Here is a 25,168-nt window from a genome sequence, read left to right on the forward strand (position 1 = left end):
AAAAACATATTGGCTCATCTATAAGATGGGCCAATAATATGATAAAGGGGGAACTTAAAATGGCTATAGTACAATGTGTACCAAATTTTAGTGAAGGTAGAGATTTAGAAAAAATTGAAAAAATAGTTACTCCACTTAGAGGAAAAGAAGGAGTTAAATTATTAAATTATGAAGCAGATAAGGATTACAATAGAGTTGTTGTAACTGTTATTGGTGAGCCGCAAGCTGTTAAAAATGCAGTTCTTGAAGCTATAGGGGTTGCAGCTCAAGAAATAGATATGAATACTCATAAAGGACAACATTCAAGATTTGGAGCTACAGATGTGTGTCCATTTATACCTATAAAAGATATGACTATGGAAGATGCAGTTAATCTTGCTCGTGAAATGGGACAAGAAATAGGTAATAGATATGATATACCAGTATTTTTATATGAAAATGCTGCATCTAAGCCAGAAAGAGAAAACCTAGCTACAGTTAGAAAAGGTGAATATGAAGGATTAGATGCAAAGCTTGCTGATCCAAATTGGTATCCAGATTTTGGACCAAATGCTAAACATCCAAATGCTGGTGCTATAGCAGTAGGGGCTAGAAGACCACTTATAGCTTACAATATAAACTTAGATACACCAAATATAGAAGTAGCAAGTAAAATTGCTAAGGCTATAAGACATTCTAGTGGTGGATTTAGATTTATAAAAGCAGGTCCAGTTGAAATACCTGAAAAAGGAATAACTCAAGTTACTATGAATTTAACTGACTATACAAAAACAGCTATGTATAGAGCATTTGAAACTGTAAAAATGGAAGCCAGAAGATATGGAGTAAATGTAACAGGAAGTGAAGTAGTAGGATTATGCCCTATGGAAGCATTAATTGACACTGCTGCTTATTATTTAGGTCTTGAAAATTTTTCAATGGACAAAGTACTAGAAACTAGTTTAATGGAGTAGTGATAATATGAAAGCACAATTAATAATAAAAAATATTGGTCAACTAGCTACAATGGCAGGAAGTGCCCCAAGGGTAGGAACTGACATGCATGATATAGAAATATTAAAAAATGCATATGTAGCTATAGCAGATGGAAAGTTTATAGATTTAGGATGCGGTGATTATTCAAATCTAGTAGACGAAAATACTATTATACATGATGCAAATGGATTAACTGCAACTCCTGGACTTGTTGATGGACATACTCATATAGTTCATGGTGGGTCTCGTGAACATGAATTTGCAATGAAATTAGAAGGTGTTCCTTACATAGAAATATTAAAAAAAGGTGGAGGAATATTAAGTACTGTTAATTCTACAAAAGAAGCTAGCTTTGAAGAGTTATACAATAAAGCTAAAAAAAGCTTAGATATAATGCTTAAGTTTGGTGTTACAACTGTTGAAGGTAAAAGCGGATATGGATTAGAGCTAGATACTGAATTAAAACAACTAGAAGTTGCTAAAAAGTTAAACAATGACCATCCAGTAGATTTAGTTTCTACTTTTATGGGTGCTCATGCAGTTCCTATTGAGTACAAAGAAAATCCAAAGAAATACATAGATATAATTATAAATGAAATGATGCCTAAGGTTAAGGAATTAGACCTTGCAGAGTTTTGTGATGTGTTTTGTGAAGAAGGAGTATTCTCAGTTGAAGAAACTAAATTAATATTAGAAGAAGCCAAAAAACTAGGATTTGGTGCAAAAATTCATGCTGATGAAATAGTATCTTTAGGTGGAGCAGAACTATCTGCAGAAGTAGGATGTATATCAGCAGATCACTTAATGGCAGCTAGTGAAGAAGGCATGAAGATGATGGCAGATAAGGGAGTTATAGCAAATATACTTCCAGGTACATCATTTAGCTTAATGAAAAACTATGCAAATGCCAGAAAAATGATAGAGCTAAAAGTACCTGTAGCTTTGTCTAGTGATTATAATCCAGGAAGTTGTCCTAGTGAAAATATGCAGTTTGTAATGCAATTAGGATGTTTAGGTCTTAAAATGACTCCAAATGAAGTACTAAGCTCAGTTACTATTAATGCTGCTTGTGCTATCGGAAGAGAAAAAGAAATAGGGTCTATAGAAGTAGGCAAAAAAGCTGACTTAGTAATATTTGATGCTCCAAATGTAGATTATTTAATGTACCATTTTGGAATCAATCATACTAAAAAAGTTTATAAAGAAGGAAAGTTAGTTGTAGATAATCAAAACCTGGTATATTAAGAATACTTGTACATATAATTATAATCGGGGGGGATACATATGAAACTAATAGAAATGACTTTAAACCAATTTTCAAATGAGGTAGATTCAAATTCTCCAGCTCCTGGAGGCGGATCTGTTGCAGCACTATCTTCAAATATAGGAGTAAGCCTTGCTCGTATGATGGCTAATTTAAGCTTTGGAAAGAAAAAATATGAGGCTTTAGATGAAGATATAAAAGCTGAGTTTAATAACAGATTCAATAAATTAGGAGATATAAGAAATGAATTAATGGAATTAGTTGACAGAGACACTGAGTCTTTTAATGAAGTTATGAAGGCTTTTAAAATGCCAAAGTCAACGGATGAAGAAAAGAACCTTAGAGGTAGAGCTATACAAGAAGCAACTTTATTTTCTATAGAAGTACCATATAAAACTGCAGAGTTATCTCTAGAAGCTTTAAGACTTTTAGAATATTTTGTAGGCTATGGTAACCAAAATGCTATAACAGATGTTGGAGTAGGAACACTTCTTACATATAGTGGTATGGAAGGTGCAATATTAAATGTAAAAGTTAACTTAATGGGACTTGATGATACAAAAGTAGTTGAAGAGTATAGTAATAAATGTACTTCTATGATAAATGAAGGAACTGAAATAAAAGATAGAATTATGAATAACATACATAAAAATTTAGATCCAGCTAAAGCATAAAATTCGCTTTGCTCATGTCGCCAACGGCCTAAAAAACAGGCCCGTTGCTCAAGTATTAAAAAAAGGGTGTCTCTTAAATAATTTTGAGACACCCTTTTTAAATGCTATTTTTGTGTTTTTTTAGCTGCCTTTTTTTCTTGAACCTTTTTCTGAGCATCAGAACTTGCAAGTTTACTCATTATATTATCTAATTTCTTTTTTTGCTTATCATCAAGGAACATTTTAAATTTTTCCATTATTTCTTCTTTTCCCTTAAGGTTCTCGCCTATTTTTGTTAGTTCACTCATTAATTCTTCTTGGGATTTATCTTCATATTTCTCAAGATTTTCCTTTATTTTATCCTTGTCTATATTTTTTTCTTCAGCCATTTTTTCTACTTTTTCTTTACTAACCTTTTTCATATTAAAATACCCCCTCTCATATAATAATGTATATGCAGTGTTATAAAAAAAAGTAACAAAAACTATAAATTATACATATTTTATATATTATGGAGTAGTATTTAATATAAGGTATTTTTAAGGGGGGAAAAGGCGTGGGTAATAAATTATTATTCTTACTGGGGATAGTAGCCTTAAGCAACGGGAATATAAATATAGGTAACTTACTTAATAACAATAAAACAAAAAATAAACCAGCTTTAGTTAAAACTAACAAAAATAAAACTAACATAAAAAAACATAAAAACAGAAGCTCAGATAAAAATAATACCTTTAACTTTAATATGTCAGATATAAATAAAGGAATTAGACTTTTAGATTTAAGTGAAGAAGATTTAGATAGAGGTCTTGAAGTCATAAGTAGAAGCAAAAAATATGTTACTCCAGACGAGCAAGTATTTTTAATTAAAGTAGAAAGTATGTTAGATTTAGTTCGTGGAATAAAAAGATTAAATGGTGTAGATTTTAGCAATGATATAAATGAATCGGATTTCTTTAGAAGTATGGATGAAGAAGATAAAAAAAATATGATGATAAAAGAAATAATAGAAGTGTTCCCTGAAAACAAAAAAGAATCTATAGAAAAAGCTATGGATATGAAAAATAAAATAGAATTATTTGCAGAATTATTCTTACCTGATGATATAGGAGAAAGTGGCGAAGGATTTAACTTAGGATCCATATTAAATTTAAATAACTTAGGAAGTTTAGGTAATTTAGAATTGTTAAGTAGTTTATTTAGAAGTAATAAAGATGAAGATGAAGATGAAGATGATGAAGACACATTTGAAGACGAAGAGTATGAAGAAATAGATGAAGATGATGAATATGAAGAGTATGATGAAGAAGAAGAAGAATTTGATGTCGAAGATGAAAATTAAAAAGTAGAAAATATAGATTTTATTAGAAAAATTGGAAATTAAAAATGCTTTTAAAAAATAGATCCATGGGATATAATATTATTAACAAAGATCCTAGAACATTCGAGATAACTTATAAATTCAACCTACAGTATTTATACGGGAACCGAGTTTTTCAGCAGATAACAAGCCCTCAGTGCGCAGGGGAAGTTAGAAACTGACATCGAGGTACCCACCTGGGTGAACTCAGGTATGAATTTATAAGGAAAAAACGGTGTTTCGGGATTTTTGCCTTTTTTGGAAATAAAAAACACTTTAAAAAAATGAAATAATCATATATAATAACATTATAGAAATTACTAGAGCATTCGAGATAACTTATAAATTCAACCTACAGTATTAATACGGGAGTTGAGTTTATCAGCAGATAACAAGCCTCCATTATGCAGGGGAAGTTAGAAACTGATATCAAGACACCCACCTGGGAGAACTCAGGTATGAATTTATAGGGAAAAACGGTGTTCCGGAATTTTCTTTTTTTTTGCCAAAAAAGTGTGTGAACTTAAGTTCACACACTTTTATTATTTTTTGAGCAACGGGCCTGATTCTCAAGGCCGTTGGCGACATGAGCTCAGCGAATTTTGAGCAACGGGCCTGCTAAAATCCTAATATTCCAAATGGTTCTTTAGTTCCAAAAACACTATCTGTATTATAGTCTTTGTCGTTTATGCAATTAGATCTAAATGAAAATCTTATAAATTCTTCTTCTATACTATGTTCATCTATATTTCTATCGCTCCATGTGTTTCCTAAGTCATTTGATATAGATGTACAAAGTTTATTATATTGAATCCAAGATAAATATAAATCTGAATTTACTTGAGTCAAGCTAGGGAAAGAGCAAGTAGAAGCTCCAGTTACAAAATTTGATCTAGTTGTTTCAAATGAATTTTCTTTAAGATAACCATTTACATATTTTACAGCATAGCCTAAATTAACATTTTCTGAATAAGTTATATGATAAAAATTCATAGAATCTTTAATAATTGATAAATATATCTTTGGACTTTGGGAATTAGTTATTTGTATAGGATTAGACCATACTTTAGTAGCATTATTAAATCTACAAGCAAAAATTTCTTCAGCTCCATTTATACTATTGAAATAAAATAAAGTAGGAGTGTCTCCATTCCAAGTAACTACGAAGTTATTAAGAACAATGTGGTTTATAAAGTCTATTTTGTTTTCAAACCATTCTCCATCTCTATTATAATGGTGAAATAATGCCGATACACTATTACCAGCTTTATTACTTAAGTAGTATATAAGATGTTGATCTTTATTAATATTTTTTATATATGGATATGATATATTAAATTTATTATGATCGTAGTTTAAAATTGTTGATGTATCGAAGCTTGTATCCTTAGGGTAAATATATAATAAATGACCTTCTTTGTTATTTACTACTCCATATACATTGTCATTATTATCTATATCAAAGCAAGTATCAATAAAAGATATATCCCCATGTGCTAATCTTTTAGAATTAGCTATATTCCCATCTTCTGTTATGTAGTCTGCAACAAGACCCTTATCGTATTTGAAATTTATCATGTCTTTGTTGGATTTCCTTATTAAACCTTCACAGTTATTTACAAATGCCATAACTATCCCTCCTTAAAAAATATCCTACTAATATATATATTTTAGTAGTAAACATTTATACATAGTTTTCATAGTATAAATTAGTAAATGTTATATTTATAAATCTACTGTAATTATTTTACTTGTATCGCTAAGGTAGTAACATTTATTACTACAAAATCATATTATAGTGAGAAGATGTAATTTTAATCTATCTTAATAATTCTTAGTTAGGAGGATGTATATATGCAAGATTTAATGAGAAAAAAATGTGGATGTAAGAAAAATGAGTTTTGCAACAAATGTTCTGATATGAAACACGACAAATGCCATGATAAGTGTGATGATAAATGCCATGACAAGTGTGATGACAAATGCCATGACAAATGTGATCATAAACATGATGACTGCTTTAATCCATGTACTGGAAAATGCGAAAAACCATGTGATATACATGGTGATGAATGTATAGTTTGCCCAGATTCATGTAATGGAGATGTAGGTGGAGTAGCAGGAGCAAATTGCTGTGAACCATTAACAGTTACAGATAACACTATAAACGTAAGAAATGCTGTTTTATTCCCTGTAGAAGTAGATAGAATATTTGATAGCATAGTATTAAGAGATGAAGATGACCATCCGTTTATATTTGGTGAAGATTGTGAAGAACGAGGCGTAGAATTTGAACTTGAAGAATTATGTGGAGATAAACCACATGGAGACTGTATAGAAGTTACTATTGAGAAAGTTTGCTTATCATTTGATTGTATAGACTACAATGTAGGTGGCGGCAGAACAACAGTAAATGGATGTGAAGTAGACTTAATAACTGAAAATGAAGAATGTAATGATGAATTTGAATTTAATCTTACAGGATGTAATGTAAGTGATGACTGTGAAGACGATGGATTAGGTACTTCTGTACGATTTGTTCAAAGAAATGTAAGAGCAGTAGTTAGAAATCTAAAAGTAGAAGTAAAAGGTAGATTTGGTTGTTCAACATTTACAGCAGTTGCTTGTTTCGATGATGAAGTAGATTTTAGATTAAGATTTGGTCCAACTAGAATATGCATACCATCTAGAAATACTAGATTAACACAAAGATTTGACGCAATATTCACTATAGATTGTATAGGCGATGCAAGATTAGTTAGAGATCGTCATGGATGCTTCCAATTATGTATAGATGAAATAGACTTCGTATTATGTGCAGAAACTACAGTAAACGTTATATCAAGAGAACAATTAGCTTTATTAGGTTCTGCTCAACCAGTACAATCAAGAGTATTAGGAACAACTAGTATATGTGAAAACATACAAGGAGTAAGCAATAACAACAATAAAAAGCATAAATGTGGATGTAGATCAGAAGAATAAGTTCAAAAAAACCTAGGCAGAAAATTGCCTAGGTTTTTTTAAATATATAAACATTTTTGCACATTATTTCATATTGTAGTATAGAAGCATTTATAAGGGGGGAACTTTATGGCTAAAATATATGTGAATAAAGATGACATATGTAAAATTAACACAAGTACTAAAAAAAATAAATATGAAGATAAATTTAATAATAAGTACATCAAAAATAAAGAACCTATATTAATAGACAAAGTATACGATAGTATAAAAACTGTTGAAAATGAAAATAGCCCGAGATGTATGGAATTTGAAATAAAAGGTGAGTGTGAACTACCATTTAATTGTAAAATAGAAATTCTTGAAACAACAATTACAACTAAGGTAAAAAAATTAGGTAATAAAATATTTATACAAGGACATGAAATAGACTTAGATAGTGATTCATTTTGTAATGAACCTAATATAATTAAATTAGACGAAAGTTTAATAAATATATGTAAATCAAAAAAATATCCAAAGTTTGCTCTAAAGGTAAATGAATGGGTAGAGGCATGTGTTGAAATAGACGTTTGCATACAGGCAGTGGCTTATGTTGACGACTGTGATGATGAAATATGCTTTGAAGCTGTAAGTTGTATAGATGATGAACTTTGCATTCCGCTTATGTATACTATAAGTGTTCCAAACTTTATAGAAGATAATAATAAACCTTATTTAAAACAAACTGATGATTTGCTTGGAATAATAGATCAAAGTTTTATATTTTTGTCTCCACTTCCAGATTGTGATGGTAATATAGAAAAGTTACTTGGAAAATTAGTTGTAACATATTGTGTAAGCTCAAATGTAGAATCAATTGTACCTAATTGCCCAGAATTTAAAGACTATAAAAAGGATAAAAATGTGAAAACTAAGAGAAAAATTAATGTAACTGATAAAGTTAGTATAATGAATAGCAAAAAGAGAGCCTAGGCTCTCTTTTTAATTATTTATTGTATTTTATAGTGTGACAATATTTCATTATATCATCTTTAATAGTAGGTTCTTCTTTAACCTCAGCTACTACATTATTTTGATTATTTCTTTTATTTTTTGAATTTCTTCTCTGCTCGATAATAGGTGTATCTAAGTATTCCTTTGGTATAGGATATTCTTTTTCAACATCATCTTTGTTTTGTTTAACGTCATCCTGAACACTTTCTTTAACAACATTTTCTATATTAGCCTCTTCTTCTAAAATTTCTTTGTTAGACCAAGTTTTAGTTTTATTATTAAATAATTTTAACTTACGTCTTCCACCTCTATTTTCCAAACAGTTATATTCAAATCTAATATTATTATCTTCGTCTATATCTATTTTATAAAAAGAGTTATTTTCATAGATAACGTTGTTTATTTCATTAATACTTAACTTTCTTCTATTTACATTTTTATTAATATGAGTTACATGATATAAATTTGAGCTTAACGAACTGTTTTCAAGTAAAAATACGTTTAGATGATCTTCTATTAAATGAAGCTTTACATCCCTTATATTTTCCAAAGGATTTCTATATCTAAATAATAATTTTCTTCTCCAGCTGTTTTTTATATTGTATATATGAAGTAAATTTCCATCAGAGTTCACACAACATATATGTATGTCTTCTTTATCATCTATAGCTACTGAATAAAACTTAATATCGTCAGCTATTTTAGATGTTTCCTCGTTAATATTTCTAATATACAAAGTATCATTTTCAGTGTATATATAAAAAGGCTTCATGTTACTTTTAATATCCATTTAATAACCCCCTTAGCGCTTTAATTTTGTTTTTGCTCTCATTAAAACTGTAAATTGTAGTAAGAAAGTCAAAATAGAAGTAAAATTAATTGCGTATACATATCCATATATATTAAGATTTGGCATAGGTAGTAAGAAGTAGATAGCTGCAAGTTGGATACACATTCCTATTATATTATTGATACTTGATATATATTCCTTTCCTATAGAATTAAGAATCCCAGATAAGGTATGATTCATAACTATAAATAATGAAGAAATAGATAAAGCTTTCAAATATTCACCAGCTAATTTATTCTTAAATATAAGCAAACACAACTGTTCACCAAACAAATAAAAAACAATACTAGATAATATTCCAACTGAAAATGTCAATAATAAAGAGAAATAAATCTTCTTGTTTAAATTTTTATAATTCTTTGTTGCCATCTCTTGTGATAAACTAGGAATTAAGTTAACAATAAGTGCAGATGTAACAGTAAAAGGTAGTAATAAAAATGGATACACCATACCACCTATAACACCATACAACCCAAGGGCCTTTGAGTATTCCATACCACTAAGGGCGAGTCTACTTGGTATAATCATAGAGCTAATAGATTGAAGCATTACAGATGACATTCTATTACATGTTATGGGTACAGCCATTTTAATTGTTTCAACTGTTCCATTTAAAAATTCACGTACATTTATTGTGTACTTATTTTCAATATCTGGATCCTTTGCCAAATGAAATGTAATATATAATATATTTACTACTTCACCTAAGGATACTCCAAGTAATGCAATTAAAGTATTCATATTAGGATTGTTGAAATAATTAACTAATAAAACTACAAATGCTATTTTACTTAATTGCTCTAGAATTTGGCCAGTAGCAGGTATACTAACCTTTTTTACACCATAGTAATAAGCCCTAATAACATTTGATATTGTTATTAAACTTATAGCTGGAGCAATTGACAAAATATATATATTTAGCTGAGAGCTTTTTAATAGCTTAAGTGCTAAATAACTTGAGTTCAAACAAACCCCTATAGATATTGTAATTGATATAAAAAAAGCAATATACAAAGTAGATATAAACAAAACATTCATATTATGTTTATCTTTTAAGGCTTTTTTCTTAGCTATAAGTGAATTAAGAGCGATAGGAACTCCTGTTGTAGTTACTGATACACACATCATTAGTAAGTTTACAACCATGCTAAAAATACCAAGACCTGTTGCACCAAGGGCCCGTGATAAAAATACTCTATAGGCGAATCCTAAAATCCTTACTATAAAATTTGATATGAATAATATTATAGTCGAAGAGACTAAATTAGGGACTCTCAATAAATCACCTCCTTATGATTAAATATATTCATAAAAAATTAAAAAAATCTCTATTATATATAAAGAGAATTAAAAATAATAGCTATTATATAAATATAAATTTGCAAATAGTTTGAAAGGGGATATGAAATGAATATATTAATAAAAAACGTAAATGTACTTCAAGTAAATCCAAAGGCAACTATACTTAAAAATGTTTTTGTTGGAATAGAAAATGACATTATAAAGTTTATAAATGAAAATTTGCCCGATGATTTTAAATACAACTATGAAATAGATGGAAAACATAAATTACTTATGCCTGGAATGACAAATGCACATACTCATATACCTATGAGCTTACTAAAGGGGTTAGGTTCTGATAAGGTACTTATGGATTGGCTTTATAATCATGTTTTTCCAGCTGAAAAAAACTTAAGTCATAATCATGTATATTTAGGATCAATGTTATCTTGTGCAGAACTTATAATGAGCGGAACAACATCACTTAACGATATGTACTTTCATGCTGATCATGCAGCAAAGGCAGTATTAGACAGTGGACTTAGGGGAAGTATAGGGGTTAGTGTAATGGGAGAGGATTTTAAAGATGTAGTAAATGATATAGATTTCGTATACAATAACTACAATAATTTAGACAATGGTAGGATTCAAGTTAAAGTAGCACCTCATGCTATGTATACTTGCTCAAAGCCATTTTTAATAGATGCACTAGAATATGCAAATAAACATAAGATTGGCATACATACTCATATAGCAGAAACAAAAGATGAAATTGATTATGCATATGATAAATTTGGGATAACACCTGTTAAGTACTTTGATGACTTAGGATATTTTAATAGCCAAGTAATAGGAGCTCATTGTGTTCATATAAATGATGATGATATAGAAATCCTAGCAAGTAAAAAGGTTATATGTGCGCACAATCCATCTTCAAATCTAAAGCTAGCAAGTGGAATATCACCAGTTCCTAAGTTAATAGAAAAAGGAGCGATAGTTACAATAGGAACTGATGGAAGTGCTAGTAATAACAATATTAATATGTTTGAAGAAATGCACTTAACTTCACTTATACATAAAGGGTATAATTTGGATCCGACAGTTTTAAACACCAGTGATACTATAAAACTTGCAACATACAACGGAAAATATATATTTAATATGGATATAGGAGATGTAAAGGAAGGTTATAAAGCTGATTTAATACTTATAGACCTTAGAAAACCACATTTATATCCTGATATAGATACAATAAGTAATATTGTATACTCAGCTCAAGGGTCTGATGTAGATACTGTTATAGTAGATGGAAAGATACTTATGGAAAAAAGAGAGCTAAAGACTATAGATATAGAAAAGCTTTATTATGATATAGATAAGTTAGAAGCTTTGGTTAAATAAAAATTTGCTACGGTCATGTCTTAAGCGGCATCGAGAAGCAGGGGCTTTGCCCAAGTATATTAGATGACATAAAAAAGCTAGGATTTTAAATCCTAGCTTTTAAATTGCACGGAAAAAAATTATCAGATTGATATTTCTATTATCAAATTGATAATTTATTATCAAATTGATAATTACTGCAGTATAACAATTTTTAATAAAAATTTTGATTTTAATATTGTTATGAAAGTTTTGTGAAATATATAGCAATTTGCTATAAGAAATATTGTTGTTACATTTTATAACAGTAAAAAACATTATCTGACCGTTATATTTGGTATGAAAATTGCTATATAAAATATATAGGAAAATTAATAGAAATATTAATTCATAAAACTTATTTGAAGAAAGGGGAATAACAATGAGTGAAGTAATGAAAACGATGTCCTTTGAAAAAATTCTTGAATTATCTCTTCAAGATTACGCTACAAAAGGAAAGATATTTGGAATAGAGGAAAAAGATTTTCATAGAGATATTAATAACAGCATAGAAATGGATTTCTGCGGAGAATATTTAAGATTCCCAATAGGCCCTGCAGCTGGCCCTCACACACAATTAACTCAAAACTTCTTAGCAGGTTACTTAACAGGTTCTAGATATTTTGAACCTAAGACTGTTCAAATAGTAGATGGAAAAGAAATGCAAGAAATGATATCAAGACCATGTATAGATGTTAAAAACGTAGGATACAACGTAGAATGGTCTACAGAATTAACAGTTCAAGAAGCTAAAGAAGAATATATAAAAGCTTCAATATTAATGCAAGTTATGGGAATTGAACTTGGATTATCAGATGTAAAAGACTTTATACTTAATATAAGTGTAGGATATGACCTTAAGGGAATTCAATCGGAGAAAATATCTAACTTTATAGATGATCTTAAAGATGCAAAAGATACTGATATGTTCAAAGAATGTATAGAAGTATTAAAGAAAAATATAGATAAGTTCAATAGATTTAAATTAGAAGATATAGATAAGATTTCTTCAAAGATTACAAATATAATTACACTTTCTACAATGCACGGATGTAAGGCAAGTGAAATATTAGACATAGCAACTCATTTAATATCAAATAAAAAGATAAATACATTATTAAAGTGTAACTCTACATTATTAGGATATGATGCTGTAAGAGAAATCTTAGATAACTTAGGTTACAATGATATAGAATTAAAGAGAGATGATTTCGATCACGACTTACAATTCGATACAGCTAAAGAAATAATAGCTCAATTATTAGAAATAGCTAAAGAAAATAATGTAACATTTGGAGTTAAGTTAACAAATACATTACCTGTTGTTAATAATAGAGGGGTTATGCCAGGTGAAGCTATGTACATGTCTGGAAAACCATTATATCCAATAGCAATAAATGTAGCTAAAAATATATCAAAAGAGTTTAGTGGTATAACTATGTCTATGTCAGGTGGAATAGATAAGAATAACGTATTAGATGTATTTAATACTGGAATTGCTCCTATTACTATGTCAACATTATTCTTACAACCAAAGGGATATACAAACAACAATGCTGTATTAAATGAAATGAAAAAAGCAGGACAAGCACCTAATGGATTAAATATTGAAGCTATAAGTGCATTAGCTGACAAATCAAAAATGGATACTAACTATAGAAACAAAGGTAATGGAAAAGTTTTAGAAGACAAGCTAGAAACTTTTGACTGCTTAAAGAGCTGTGGAATATGTGTTGATGTCTGTCCAAATAGAGCAAACATGAAAGTTGCTGTTGAAGGACTTACAGCTAATTACCAAATAGCTCACATAGAAAATATGTGTAATGAATGTGGTAACTGTCATATGTTCTGTCCAAAAGGCGGATTCCCATATTTCAAGAAAGCTACTATCTTTAGAGATTTAGAAGAATATAAAGATTCAACAAATCCTGGTTTAGTAAGAGTTGGAGAAAATGAATTCTTATTAAGAGAAGATGGAAAAGAATATGTATATGAAGTTAATTCAAAAGAAGATAAGAGCAAATTAGAAATGACTGTTGAAACTATTTTAAATGATTATCCTCATTATGTTGATAACATAGATGCTTTAAATGAAGAAGTAAACGCATAAAATTAGGATGGTATATTATGACTATAACAAGATATGAAACAAATCAAAGATGGAGTAAAGCAGTTGTACATAACGGAACTGTATATTTTTGCGGTCAGGTTGCAAAGGAACTTGTTCCAGACGTTGCTGAACAAACTATAACTACTTTAGAAAAAATCGATGAGCTTTTGGCAAGTGTTGGAAGTGACAAAAGTAAAATACTTTCTGCAACAATATATCTTAAAGATATTACTACATTTAAGGAAATGAATGAAGTTTGGGATAGCTGGGTTCCAGAAGACTGTGCTCCAGCTAGAGCATGTATAGAAGGTGCAGCTACTAATCCTGATGAATTAGTAGAAATATGTATTATTGCAGCTGTTGATTAAGTAATAAAGGAGTGTGTTTTTTAAACACACTCCTTTTAACTATATTTTTATAAATTCAGGTTTCATTTTGTCAAACTTAGTTACATATTTAAATCCAAGTTTTTGTAGTGTATGATATACATAATCAAACTTATAACTAATTGTAGAAGGTATATGAGAATCAGAGCCTGTAGTTATTATTTCTCCACCTAAATCTTTGTACATTTGAAGAATATAAGTAGTTGGAGAAAAATCAGGAAGATTATATCTAAATGATGACGTATTTATTTCGATACCTTTTCCATTATGAATAACTTCTTTTAAAATCATTTCTATTATATCTACAAAGTCGTTGTCTTTTAGTGGATTTTCATATCCACCGTATCTCTTTACTATATCTAAGTGACCTATAACAGAATAATCACTGTAGTTTTTTACTATTTCATATAGTTTTTCATAATAAACTCTATATGCTTCACTTTGAGATTTTTCTTTGTAGAAGTTTTCATAATATAAATCTTCTCTGTCTATTGCGTGAACAGAACATATTACAAAGTCAAATGGATTAGTTTTTATATCATTAGAACACTTTTCTATTATATGATGTTGAAGGCCTATCTCTATACCTCTTTTTACAGATATTTTGTTTTTATACATTTTTATATATTTTTCTAGAGATTCAAAGTAATCTTTGTAATTTACTTCAAATGGTATTTCACCTATTATGTCATAGTCAATATGGTCTGTAAAACATATTTCATTAAGACCAAGCTTTATAGCACCTTCTATCATATCCTTCATAGGTATTTTGCAATCAGCAGAAAAGTCTGAGTGCATATGATAATCGTAGTACATGATTATTACCCCTTTTTATTTGAATTTTGGTATTATATAATAATAATACCAAAGATGATAGTAGCCTTCAAGGAATGTAATACTATAAACTATAAAGGTGATAATATGGATAGATACAAATTACATATAAATGAAGAAAGTTCAAAGTATTTGCAGATATATAATCATATAAAAGATATTATAGAAAATAATAAACTAGCGAAACACGAGAAACTTCCTCCGATAAGGAAGTTATCAGAACTTCTTACTGTTAACAATACTACTATAGTTAAATCATATGAACTACTTGAAAAAGAAGGATATATATATAAAGTTGTAGGAAGTGGAAGTTATGTATCTGATATAAATGGATATAAAGAAGAAACTAAAATTGAAATAAATAAAGATGTTATAACCTTTGATATAGGTAATCCATCTATGGATATGTTCCCAATTGATAACTTCAAATGTGCTATAAATATGGCTCTTGAAAAAGAAGGGCCAGCTATATTTGAATACGACGATGGACTAGGTTATACTAATTTGAGAAAAAGTATATGTAAATACTTAGAAAATCTAAATATAAATACTTCAAAGGACAATATACAAATAATATCTGGTGCACAACAAGGGATAGATATAATATGTAAAAGTTTAATTCACTATGGAGATGTTGTATTTGTTGAAGAACCTACATATAGCGGTGCACTTGAGGTGTTCAAAACTAGAGGGGCGAAGGTTATAGGTATACCAATGTTAAATGACGGCATAGATATAGGTCTTCTCAAAATGAAGCTAGAAAAAATAAGGCCAAAGTTAATGTATGTAATGCCAAATTTTCAAAATCCAACTGGAATATCATATGTTACTAAGAAAAAAGAACAATTAATAAAACTTGCTGAAGAATACGACTTTTATATATTAGAAGATGATTTTATAAGTGATTTTGAGTTTAATTCAAATGACAATAAGCCACTTAGGTCATATGACGATAAAAATAGAGTTATATATATAAAAAGTTTTTCAAAAATACTTATGCCAGGTCTTAGAATAGGATTTATTGAAATGCCTATGGAGATATTAAATAAGGTACTTTGGGCAAAATATTCAAGTGATATATCAACATCTGGCCTTATACAAAGATCACTTTATTATTATATGGAGCATTTTGATTGGTACGATTACTTGAAAAATGTTGGAAAAATATATAATATAAAGTTTGAAGCATGTTGTGAAGCTATAAATAATAAATTAAAAGGTAAGATAAAATACAATATGCCATCTGGTGGAATAAACTTCTTCTTGGAATTACCTAGAGGATATTCATCCCAGGACTTTAAAGATTTCATGTTAACTAAAGGGGTATTAATACTTCCTGGAAGCTATTTTTTTGAAAATCCTGTAGATGATAGATATTTTAGAATAAACATAGCTTCAACATCAAAAGATGAAATAATAAATGGTATAGATATAATATCTGATAACCTAGATGAGTTTTTGCAAAATTATAAGTACAAATCTCACTTTACAAACAATAAATTATTTTACTAGGAGGAAATAACATGATAACAGACGAAATGATAAATAGAATAAATGAATTGGCAAAAAAAGCCAAAACTGTAGGACTTACTGAAGAAGAAACTAAAGAAAGAGACATTCTAAGAAGAAAGTACATAGACAGTTTTAAGAAAAATCTTAAGGTACAATTAGACACTATAAAAGTAGTCACTCCAGATGAATACGAAAAGAACAAAAAGGAAAATAATAAGAATTAGTAAATGTATTTTGGAGGTATTTATGGAAAACTTAAAACACGAGTTCAAAAATATTTGGAAAGAAACAGATAACGTAGATGCTATAATGAAATATTCTAAGGATTATATGAATTTCTTAGATGTTGGAAAAACAGAAAGAGAGTCTGCCAAAGAAATAGTTAGAATAGCTAAGGAAAATGGATTTGTATCATTAGAAGAAGCTATGAACAAAAAGAGTTTATCTCCTGGAGATAAAATATATGCAGTTAATAGAAATAGAGCAGTAGCTTTATTTGTTATTGGTAGTGAAGATATAGAAAAGGGAATGAGAATAATAGGTGGACATATAGATGCACCTAGAATAGATTTAAAGCCAAATCCACTATATGAAGATGGAGAAATGGCATTTTTCAAGACTCATTACTATGGCGGTATTAAAAAATACCAATGGACTACTATACCTTTAGCATTACATGGAATTGTTATATTAAAAGATGGAACTACAGTAGATATATCTATAGGTGAAGATGATAATGATCCAGTATTTTGTATAACAGATTTACTAATTCACTTAGCAGGAAGCCAAATGCAAAAGAAACTAGGTGAAGGTATAACTGGAGAAAATCTAAATCTATTAGTTGGCCATATGCCACTTAAAGGTGAAGAAAAAGAAGCTATTAAATGTAATGTACTTAAATTATTAAATGAAAAATACAATATGGTTGAATGTGACTTTTTAAGTGCTGATCTTCAAATAGTTCCTGCAGGGAAAGCACGCGATTTAGGATTTGATAGATCTATGATATTGGCTTATGCACATGATGATAGAGTATGTTCATATGCAGGAGTTAGAGCTGTAATTGAAGCTCAAAACCCAATGTTCACATCAGTTGGATTATTTGTAGACAAAGAAGAAGTAGGCTCTATGGGAAGTACTGGTATGCAATCTAGATTCTTTGAAAACTCTGTTGCAGAACTTATTAACTTACAAACAGATTACTGTGAGTTAAAGCTAAAAAGAGCATTAGCTAATTCTCAAGTATTATCTGCAGATGTTTGTAATGCATATGACCCAAATTACCCAGAAGTTATAGATAAGAGAAATAATGCTTATATGGGAAAAGGGGTTGTACTTACTAAGTACACTGGAAGTAGAGGTAAATCTGGAGCTAGTGAGGCAAGTGCAGAATTTATGTCAGGTGTTAGAGCTGTATTTAATGATAATAATGTTATATGGCAAATAGGTGAACTTGGAAAAGTTGACGAAGGTGGCGGAGGTACTATAGCTTATATATTAGCAAACTATGGTGCTGATGTTATTGACTGTGGAGTTGGAGTTTTGAGTATGCATGCTCCATATGAAGTAGTATCAAAGGCAGATATATATGAAATGTACAAAGGTTATAAGGCTTTTGTAAAATAGATTTTCTTGGCCATAATATTAAAAGGAGTTGTCCCCTTACGGGGCAACTCCTTTTTTGAGCAAGATCTCTGGTTTTCAATGCCGCTTAAGACATGAGCCCAGCTAATTTTATATGTTAAAATATTTATATAATCCGGCTAAAAACTTTTCTTCCAGTGGAGTTAGTATTTTCTTTTTAGAATGTATAAAATAAAAATTACGGCTAAATTCCATATTTTTTATTTTGTAATAATTTATTTTATTAGACTCTATATAATCAATAGTGGATCTATAGGATACAAGTGATAATCCAAGTCCTATTCTTACCATTTCTTTTATACTTTCATTGTTTTCAACATGGGCTACAATATTAAAGTCATCTAATGATACTTTGTTTTTTTCAAATTGTTTTACTATAAGATTTCTAGTTCCAGAGCCTTCCTTTCTCATAATAAAATTACAACCTTTTATATCTTCTATATTTATATATCCATTTTCGTTAGGTATTTCTAATTCTTTAGATGCTATAAGAACGAGCTCATCATCTACTAAGTCTATGTAATTAATTTGAGAGTTGCTAACTTTGCTTCCAACAAAGCCAAAGCTTATTTTTTCGTCAATTATTTCTGATATTGCATCTTGAGAGTCATAGTGGCTTATATTAAATTTAACATCAGGGTACTTGTTTACAACAAACTTTAGAAATTCTGGAAGTATATAAGTTTCAGGAATAGAGCTACATGCCATATCTATAATTCCTTCTATTTTTCCAGAGTATTCATTTAGATTGTACAGTGCCCTTTGGCGGTTGTTTAATATCTCAAGTGCATGCGTATATAATATTTTTCCAGGTTCAGTTATAGTAACATTTTTATTATTTCTATTTATAAGAACTGTATTTAATTCGTGTTCAAGATTTTGCATATGTGAACTAACTGTAGGTTGTGTCAAAAACAGCTCTTTTGCTGCTTTTGAAAAACTTTTATGTTTTGCTACAGCTACGAATATCTCTAGTTGTTTAAAATCCATAATTCCCTCCGGTTGTTTAGTTATTAACTATATTATAACATCTAATTACAAAAAATAGTGCCTGCATTTAGCAAGCACTTATACTATAATTCATATGTATTATCACATGTTTTACAACTTATTTTTATGTGTTCTAATTTTTTTATATTTTTTTCCATACTCCCAAGTTTAACGTATGTTGTTTGGCCGCAACATGGACACTCAAAGTCTATTCTATATGAAAATATACATGGCACTTTGAGCACATATGAGTCAAATAACATAAGCGTAAAAAGAAAAATTATTATAGCTGTTATTGCAAAAGGTGCAGACATTCTAACTGTAAATAATATAAATGCTAGTATAACAAAAACAAAAGAATTAGAATTAAATTTTGGCTGCACTATTTTTGCATTGATGTTACTAGTTGCAATATTCATGTCAATCCCCCCATAATCCCGTCTTGATATATATATTCGACAATGTTAAAGATTTACCTTTTATAGCTGTTTAATTTTTCGCTTGTAAAAATAGTTGCATTTTTTAAAACATACTGTATATAATGTATATATACAGTATGTTTTGAGCAACGGACCTTTTTCTCAAGGTCGTTGGCGATATGAGCGTAGCGAATTTTTTAATTAAACATAGGAGGATGATATGAACATAATTATTTCTAATGAGTCTGATATGCCTATATATATGCAGATATTAGAGCAAATAAAAGAAGCTATAATATCTGGTAAATTACAACAAAATGAATTGCTTCCATCTATAAGAACTTTGGCTAAAGAACTAAATATAAGTGTTATAACAACTAAAAGAGCATATGAAGAACTAGATAGACAAGGATTTATACAAACTGTTCCTGGTAAAGGAAGTTATGTATCATTTTTTAATAAAGAACTTATATATGAAGCCAAACTAAAGGAAATAGAGATGAAATTACAAGAAGCAATAAATGCATCTAGAATTATAAATATATCCAAAGATGAATTAATAGAGATATTAAACTGTTTATATGAGGAGTGAAGATATGTTAAAGATTGATAATGTGAGTAAAGATTTTGGTAATTTCAAATTAAATAATATATCTTTTGAATTAGAAAAAGGATATATTATGGGTTTGATAGGTCCGAATGGATCAGGTAAAACTACTTTAATTAAAACTATTATGGGACTTTTAAAACAAGACAGTGGGGATATATATTTTCTTGGAGAAAACATAAAATCTAATTCAAAAAATACAAAAGAGAATATAGGATTTGTATACGATAATCTTTATTTTTATGAAAGTCTAAAGGTTAAGGATTTTAAAAATATTGTTTCATCTTTTTATTCAAATTTTGAAGGTAAGGTATTTGATGACTATATTAATAGATTTGAAATTTCTAGAAATACAACAATAAAAAATCTTTCAAAGGGACAGGGAATAAAGTTAATGCTTGCTAACGCACTTTCACACAAAGCAAAACTTTTAATATTAGATGAACCTACATCTGGACTTGACCCTATATTTAGAAAAGATTTGATGAAAATATTACAAGAGTGTTTACAAGATGAGGATAAAAGCATTATATTTTCTACACATATAACTCAAGATTTAGAGCAAATTGCAGATTATATAACTTTTGTAAACAAAGGGGATATGGTATTTAGTGAAAGCAAGGAAGCTATAAATGAAAAATATAAGATTATAAAAGGAACAAAAGAAGAACTGGACAGTATGAATGTAGATTTTATAAAAAGAAAAGATACAAAGTATTTTAGTGAAGGATTATTTATACAAAATAGTTATGAAAGTAATTCTAATATAAAAACAGCTTCTTTGGAAGAAATAATGTATTACTACGAAAAGGGGGATATTCATGTTTAATTTATTAAGAAAAGATATATTAATAAATTTCAAAACTGATATACGTACAATTATAAAACTTATAATAGGTATAATAATTTTTTCTTTTATTTTACCTGGTGCAGCTTTTATATATATACCTTTATTTGTGAGTTATATAATAATATTTAAAACTTTTCATATGGATGAAAATAATAAATGTAATTTATTTTTAAGTAGTATGCCAATAGATAAAGAAGATATAGTATATAGCAAATATATATTTTCTATATTAATTATATTAATATCTGTAATGTTAACTTATATTTACCTTAATAGCCCTTTCGTATTGTACAAAATTCCTATAAACATAAATATGATATTAATGAGTATAGGCTTTAGCCTATTACTTATATCTATATGTTTTCCTATAATATTTAAAAATGGATATATGAAATCATCTGGGATATGTACTCTAGTCCTAGGAATTATATGTAGCATAGCATTTGCAATATCTGTGACGCCTAGAACTATAGAAAGTTATAAATTAATAACTATATTTAATATAACAATAGAGTCGCTTATAATTATATCAACTAGCATAGTCTTGTATATAATGTCTATGTATTTATCGTTGAAAATGTATTCTAAAAAAGAAGTTATTAACTAATATAAAGGGGATAATATTATGGATAAAAAGTTTATAAAAGTTGTTGGAATAATACTTACATCTTTGATTTTATTTATAGGTCTTAGTAGTTTTATTACTAAAGACAACAAGTTTGGAGAAGAAGATTCTAGTAAAAGTATGAGAACCACTATTGTTTATAAAAGTAGTGAAGTGAATAATAATAATAAAATAATTACAATATTGGTTAAGAATAATTCAGATAACATTGCAAGCCCTGGTGAGTTTAAGTTGAGTTTTGATTCAGTTGAAGGAAATAGCGATTTTTATATAAGGGGATATGAAAAAAGCTTTTTTGAAGAAGATATAGAAAACAGAAAAATGGGAATAGATCCAGGAGAAGAAATAGAGGTAATATTTAAAATACCAAATGGTATTGAATTTGACGAAGATGTATATGACTTAAAAAATGCTAGTATATCATATGATATAAACTATTATAAATTTAGAGTTAAAAGTAATAGTTTATTTTTAGGGGTAGGAGGAGAAGGTGGAAGCCATAGTGTTAATATAGATTAGAATTATATAGGAATACAAAATTAACTGTCAGTGTAAATCGCTGGCAGTTTTTTAATACAAAAAAATTGACCAGGATATGGGGGATATATCCTGGCCGTTAAGGTATTACTTCTTGGGGGAATTATGTTTTATTTATTTACCGTACATTCTAATTATAGACAGAATAAAAAATTATATACATTAATTCAAAAATTTATTTGGAAATTGTCTTACGATTCCAGTGGCAAACATATCTGCCATACCTAAAGCCTGTTTTTCAATTTCATCATACAATTCTATATCTCTTTCATAATCCTTAGTTAGTATAGATAAAGCTTCATCCTTTGTCAATGATAGATGTTCATGAAGCATTGCCAAAACATCTCTCTTAGGTAGGTAAGGATTTATACTATTTAAAAATGTAGCAATTTGGTCTGCATTTTCATACCATCTTCTTTCCGCATCAGTAGCAGCATTTGTATCTCCTGATTTTGCTGCAACCACAAGTTCTGCTGCAATTGTTAAATGAGCTCTGAATAAGTTAGCAAATACTGATGCTATTTGATTTCCATAGTAGGCCTTAAAGGCTTCACCCATATCTGAAGGATTTCGAAGCAGTCGATTTATAACCAAATCTTTATCTTGTGAATCGTCGATTATGCTTGTAATAGCCATTCTCGTCCATTCAACATGTTGTTCCCAAAGCATGCGCATAAGGTCCCTTAATTTAACTACTGACTGTGGGATACAGTTAGACGGTCTATTATCAGGTATATAGCCTCCAGTATATATTGCAATTATTTGCCCTACACAAAGGTTGTTAGGATTTAACCATGGGTTTGCAGATAATATTGAGTTAACAGTTGTGTTGTATCTTTGGGCTAAACCTTGGAGAGTATCTCCATGTTGGATTTTATAATAAAATAATCTTTGAGAAAATGAAGCCATTTTTTCACCCCTTAATAGTGTATATAATAAAATATGATTATAAAATAAAAATGTTCTATATAAAAAGGTTTTTGAATTTTTATATAGAATTAATTATCTTATCCCTTAGATAAATATATTTTTTTGAAGTAAGTTGGCATTCGTCTGTCCAACTTTATTCCCCAAAAGAGGTCATCTCAAAATGATTTTAGAAATCATTTTAAGACGACCTTTTTTAATCACAAGAATATTATAATTTATCCGGTCTATGGATAATTTGTAATATCCAAATGCTAAACTTGAGCAACGGGCCTGTTTTTCAAGGTCGTTGGCGACATGAGCATAGAGAAATTTTTAATATCACACTTGTTAGTTTGTACATATTATAATTAAGAATTAATTATTAAAAAAATTAAACAAAAAGGTGTGATGTTATGTACAAAACCAACCGTCAGGATGTACCAATAGATATAATTCCATGCTTGCCACCTGGACTTTCATTTTTGAGAATAGCTCACGTTTTACCACAGCTAGGATTAGTAAGTATATATTTAAATGATAGACCAGTAATACGTGCAAATTATTTAGACTTTAGTCCTTATTTTCCTGTAGTACCTGGGATTTATGATTTTAAATTTTATTCACCTCAAAATAATACCCTTTTATTTGAAATTGATAATTTAGAAGTACCAACAGATCAACTATCAACTCTTGTAGTTACAGGAGATTTGGAAAACTTAAGAGTTTTACAAGTAATAGATGATATTAATCAACGTGTAGATTCAGATGAAACCAAAATTAGAATATTTAATTTAACTCGTGATAAAATAGCATTCAATATTAATTCAAGTAACTATAACAATTCAGGGGAGCTACTATATCGTAGCGGCACTAATTATTTGGAAATACCTCCAGGAGAAGCAAGGTTACAAGTACAACTTCCCAATGGCAATATACAGGGATTAAACATAGATCTAAATCCTGGTAGAGTATATACTATATATGTTGCTGAAAGTATGGACCCTACTTCACCATCTTATGAACTAGGAAATATATTACAATTTATTCAGGTAGTGGATGGAAATACTATAATACACAAGTGTATATAAGACAAAAATGAGCCACTTATAGCGGCTCATTTTTAGTTGAAATATGGAAAAATAACCCATAATATGGTAAATTATACTAGGGGTATTGTATGGTTACAGAACTATAAGAAATTGAAACAATATTATTATAAAGGGGGTATCATCTTGGATACGGTGATGGGTCAGTCAAAAGCAAAGTACTTTTCAATTAAAAAGTACAAAGAAGTTTTTGCTTTAATACTATTTGTAGCAATAATGACATCAGTAGCAAATAAAAATTATATACTATTTCACACTACTATAGACCTCTTCGCTGTAATAGTAGGAATTGTAACAACCGTAATAGCTTATAATACTTATTCTCTAAGCAAAAATAATTTCATGGGGTTCTTGGGAATAGCTTATAGTTCTATAGCAGCAATAACTTTTGTACACGTTTTAACATATAAGGGAATGAACATTATACCAAATATTACAGCAAATGTTCCTACTCAATTATGGATTATTAGTAGGTATGTACAAAGTATCTCTCTTGTCATTAGTTTTGTATACATAAATAGAGAATTGAAATTTAACAAAACACTATTTATATATTGCATTTTAACTGTATTATCAATATACATAATATTTTATACAACAATATTTCCAGATTGTTTTGTTGAAGGAAAAGGTTTAACAGATTTCAAAAAGAATAGTGAATATATAACTATGATAATAATGTTTGCAGCCTCAATTATTCTTATAATCAATAAAAAACACTTTGGAAAAGGTCAGTATAATTTAATTTTTGCTTCATTTATAATAGACATACTAGCAGGATCTATGTTTACTACATATGCAAGTGTATATGGACAGTCAAACATGATAGGCCATATTTTAAACTTTTTATCTTATTATTTAATATATAAAGCTATTG

Annotated in this window: 26 protein-coding genes and 2 other RNA genes; 20 read left to right on the top strand and 8 right to left on the bottom strand. The window is 28.9% G+C overall.

The window, feature by feature from the left end; translation table 11 throughout:
• Window positions 1-59 precede the first annotated feature (59 nt).
• Genes ftcD through BS62_RS11755 form a run of 3 tightly spaced genes read left to right on the top strand, consistent with a single transcriptional unit; the run spans window position 60 to window position 2,913 of the window.
• Window positions 60-953, top strand: coding sequence for a glutamate formimidoyltransferase (gene ftcD / locus BS62_RS11745; protein ID WP_496491473.1), 894 nt, complete (start codon window positions 60-62; stop codon window positions 951-953).
• 7 nt (window positions 954-960) lie between these two features.
• Entirely contained in the window at window positions 961-2,220 is a 1,260-nt protein-coding gene (hutI, locus tag BS62_RS11750) for an imidazolonepropionase (RefSeq protein WP_496491474.1), read from the top strand.
• Window positions 2,221-2,259: 39 nt separating this feature from the next.
• Window positions 2,260-2,913: a cyclodeaminase/cyclohydrolase family protein gene (locus tag BS62_RS11755; protein ID WP_496491475.1), complete on the top strand. Its 654-nt coding sequence runs from the start codon at window positions 2,260-2,262 to the stop codon at window positions 2,911-2,913.
• A gap of 104 nt (window positions 2,914-3,017) precedes the next feature.
• Here BS62_RS11755 and BS62_RS11760 read toward each other — a convergent pair whose 3' ends face one another.
• The gene (locus tag BS62_RS11760; RefSeq protein WP_496491476.1) at window positions 3,018-3,314 is read right to left on the bottom strand and encodes a hypothetical protein; all 297 of its coding nucleotides are present in this window, start codon (window positions 3,312-3,314) and stop codon (window positions 3,018-3,020) included.
• 134 nt (window positions 3,315-3,448) lie between these two features.
• On the opposite strand from BS62_RS11760, the gene BS62_RS11765 reads away from it, so the two are divergent.
• The 3 genes from BS62_RS11765 (at window position 3,449) to ssrS (BS62_RS11775) (ending at window position 4,747) form a co-directional block, all read left to right on the top strand.
• Complete coding sequence (locus tag BS62_RS11765) at window positions 3,449-4,234, top strand: hypothetical protein (protein ID WP_496491477.1); 786 nt, start codon at window positions 3,449-3,451, stop codon at window positions 4,232-4,234.
• Window positions 4,235-4,321: 87 nt separating this feature from the next.
• Window positions 4,322-4,503: non-coding RNA, 6S RNA (gene ssrS / locus BS62_RS11770), on the top strand.
• 63 nt (window positions 4,504-4,566) lie between these two features.
• Window positions 4,567-4,747: non-coding RNA, 6S RNA (ssrS, locus tag BS62_RS11775), on the top strand.
• Between the two features lie 123 nt (window positions 4,748-4,870).
• On the opposite strand, the gene BS62_RS11780 is transcribed toward ssrS (BS62_RS11775), so the two are convergent.
• Window positions 4,871-5,881 carry a hypothetical protein gene (locus BS62_RS11780; protein ID WP_496491478.1) on the bottom strand — a complete coding sequence of 337 codons (1,011 nt, stop codon included), beginning with the start codon at window positions 5,879-5,881 and terminating at the stop codon, window positions 4,871-4,873.
• Window positions 5,882-6,106: 225 nt separating this feature from the next.
• On the opposite strand from BS62_RS11780, the gene BS62_RS11785 reads away from it, so the two are divergent.
• Both BS62_RS11785 and BS62_RS11790 read left to right on the top strand, forming a co-directional pair.
• Window positions 6,107-7,237 carry a hypothetical protein gene (locus BS62_RS11785; RefSeq protein ID WP_496491479.1) on the top strand — a complete coding sequence of 377 codons (1,131 nt, stop codon included), beginning with the start codon at window positions 6,107-6,109 and terminating at the stop codon, window positions 7,235-7,237.
• A gap of 108 nt (window positions 7,238-7,345) precedes the next feature.
• A complete protein-coding gene (locus BS62_RS11790; protein WP_496491480.1) occupies window positions 7,346-8,191 on the top strand; it encodes a hypothetical protein in 846 nt (281 codons plus the stop codon).
• A gap of 13 nt (window positions 8,192-8,204) precedes the next feature.
• On the opposite strand, the gene BS62_RS11795 is transcribed toward BS62_RS11790, so the two are convergent.
• Window positions 8,205-9,002: a hypothetical protein gene (locus BS62_RS11795; protein ID WP_496491481.1), complete on the bottom strand. Its 798-nt coding sequence runs from the start codon at window positions 9,000-9,002 to the stop codon at window positions 8,205-8,207.
• Between the two features lie 12 nt (window positions 9,003-9,014).
• Window positions 9,015-10,340 carry an oligosaccharide flippase family protein gene (locus BS62_RS11800; RefSeq protein ID WP_496491482.1) on the bottom strand — a complete coding sequence of 442 codons (1,326 nt, stop codon included), beginning with the start codon at window positions 10,338-10,340 and terminating at the stop codon, window positions 9,015-9,017.
• Window positions 10,341-10,469: 129 nt separating this feature from the next.
• On the opposite strand from BS62_RS11800, the gene BS62_RS11805 reads away from it, so the two are divergent.
• The 3 genes from BS62_RS11805 (at window position 10,470) to BS62_RS11815 (ending at window position 14,240) form a co-directional block, all read left to right on the top strand.
• The gene (locus BS62_RS11805; RefSeq protein ID WP_496491483.1) at window positions 10,470-11,744 is read left to right on the top strand and encodes an amidohydrolase; all 1,275 of its coding nucleotides are present in this window, start codon (window positions 10,470-10,472) and stop codon (window positions 11,742-11,744) included.
• A gap of 400 nt (window positions 11,745-12,144) precedes the next feature.
• Window positions 12,145-13,872 carry a hypothetical protein gene (locus BS62_RS11810; protein WP_496491484.1) on the top strand — a complete coding sequence of 576 codons (1,728 nt, stop codon included), beginning with the start codon at window positions 12,145-12,147 and terminating at the stop codon, window positions 13,870-13,872.
• A gap of 17 nt (window positions 13,873-13,889) precedes the next feature.
• Window positions 13,890-14,240 carry a RidA family protein gene (locus BS62_RS11815; protein ID WP_496491485.1) on the top strand — a complete coding sequence of 117 codons (351 nt, stop codon included), beginning with the start codon at window positions 13,890-13,892 and terminating at the stop codon, window positions 14,238-14,240.
• Between the two features lie 39 nt (window positions 14,241-14,279).
• On the opposite strand, the gene BS62_RS11820 is transcribed toward BS62_RS11815, so the two are convergent.
• Window positions 14,280-15,074 carry a histidinol-phosphatase HisJ family protein gene (locus BS62_RS11820; protein ID WP_496491486.1) on the bottom strand — a complete coding sequence of 265 codons (795 nt, stop codon included), beginning with the start codon at window positions 15,072-15,074 and terminating at the stop codon, window positions 14,280-14,282.
• A gap of 105 nt (window positions 15,075-15,179) precedes the next feature.
• On the opposite strand from BS62_RS11820, the gene pdxR reads away from it, so the two are divergent.
• Genes pdxR through BS62_RS11835 form a run of 3 tightly spaced genes read left to right on the top strand, consistent with a single transcriptional unit; the run spans window position 15,180 to window position 18,230 of the window.
• Window positions 15,180-16,604 carry a MocR-like pyridoxine biosynthesis transcription factor PdxR gene (gene pdxR / locus BS62_RS11825; protein WP_496491487.1) on the top strand — a complete coding sequence of 475 codons (1,425 nt, stop codon included), beginning with the start codon at window positions 15,180-15,182 and terminating at the stop codon, window positions 16,602-16,604.
• Between the two features lie 11 nt (window positions 16,605-16,615).
• Window positions 16,616-16,828, top strand: a complete 213-nt coding sequence (locus tag BS62_RS11830; RefSeq protein WP_496491488.1) for a DUF896 domain-containing protein — start codon at window positions 16,616-16,618, stop codon at window positions 16,826-16,828.
• Between the two features lie 22 nt (window positions 16,829-16,850).
• Complete coding sequence (locus BS62_RS11835) at window positions 16,851-18,230, top strand: aminopeptidase (protein ID WP_496491489.1); 1,380 nt, start codon at window positions 16,851-16,853, stop codon at window positions 18,228-18,230.
• 108 nt (window positions 18,231-18,338) lie between these two features.
• On the opposite strand, the gene BS62_RS11840 is transcribed toward BS62_RS11835, so the two are convergent.
• Window positions 18,339-19,238, bottom strand: a complete 900-nt coding sequence (locus tag BS62_RS11840) for a selenium metabolism-associated LysR family transcriptional regulator (protein WP_496491490.1) — start codon at window positions 19,236-19,238, stop codon at window positions 18,339-18,341.
• Window positions 19,239-19,321: 83 nt separating this feature from the next.
• A complete protein-coding gene (locus tag BS62_RS11845) occupies window positions 19,322-19,657 on the bottom strand; it encodes a hypothetical protein (RefSeq protein ID WP_496491491.1) in 336 nt (111 codons plus the stop codon).
• Window positions 19,658-19,877: 220 nt separating this feature from the next.
• On the opposite strand from BS62_RS11845, the gene BS62_RS11850 reads away from it, so the two are divergent.
• From BS62_RS11850 to BS62_RS11865, 4 genes are read left to right on the top strand one after another with little or no spacing between them, the layout of a single operon-like run.
• A complete protein-coding gene (locus tag BS62_RS11850; RefSeq protein WP_496491492.1) occupies window positions 19,878-20,249 on the top strand; it encodes a GntR family transcriptional regulator in 372 nt (123 codons plus the stop codon).
• A gap of 4 nt (window positions 20,250-20,253) precedes the next feature.
• On the top strand, window positions 20,254-21,093 hold the full coding sequence (locus BS62_RS11855) for an ABC transporter ATP-binding protein (RefSeq protein WP_496491493.1): 840 nt from the start codon (window positions 20,254-20,256) through the stop codon (window positions 21,091-21,093).
• A complete protein-coding gene (locus tag BS62_RS11860; protein WP_496491494.1) occupies window positions 21,086-21,721 on the top strand; it encodes an ABC-2 transporter permease in 636 nt (211 codons plus the stop codon). Before BS62_RS11855 ends, BS62_RS11860 begins: the two co-directional genes overlap by 8 nt.
• A gap of 18 nt (window positions 21,722-21,739) precedes the next feature.
• Entirely contained in the window at window positions 21,740-22,258 is a 519-nt protein-coding gene (locus tag BS62_RS11865; protein ID WP_496491495.1) for a hypothetical protein, read from the top strand.
• Between the two features lie 180 nt (window positions 22,259-22,438).
• Here the strand turns inward: BS62_RS11865 and BS62_RS11870 are convergent, their stop codons facing one another.
• Window positions 22,439-23,185: a LysM peptidoglycan-binding domain-containing protein gene (locus BS62_RS11870; protein WP_496491496.1), complete on the bottom strand. Its 747-nt coding sequence runs from the start codon at window positions 23,183-23,185 to the stop codon at window positions 22,439-22,441.
• A gap of 413 nt (window positions 23,186-23,598) precedes the next feature.
• Here BS62_RS11870 and BS62_RS11875 point away from each other — a divergent pair, with 413 nt between their 5' ends.
• On the top strand, window positions 23,599-24,273 hold the full coding sequence (locus BS62_RS11875; RefSeq protein WP_496491497.1) for a DUF4397 domain-containing protein: 675 nt from the start codon (window positions 23,599-23,601) through the stop codon (window positions 24,271-24,273).
• Between the two features lie 153 nt (window positions 24,274-24,426).
• Window positions 24,427-25,168 (top strand): membrane-associated sensor domain-containing protein (locus BS62_RS11880; RefSeq protein ID WP_496491498.1); only part of this gene is annotated, 742 nt, incomplete at its 3' end.

It is taken from the genome of Sporacetigenium mesophilum DSM 16796 (genome assembly GCF_059569055.1).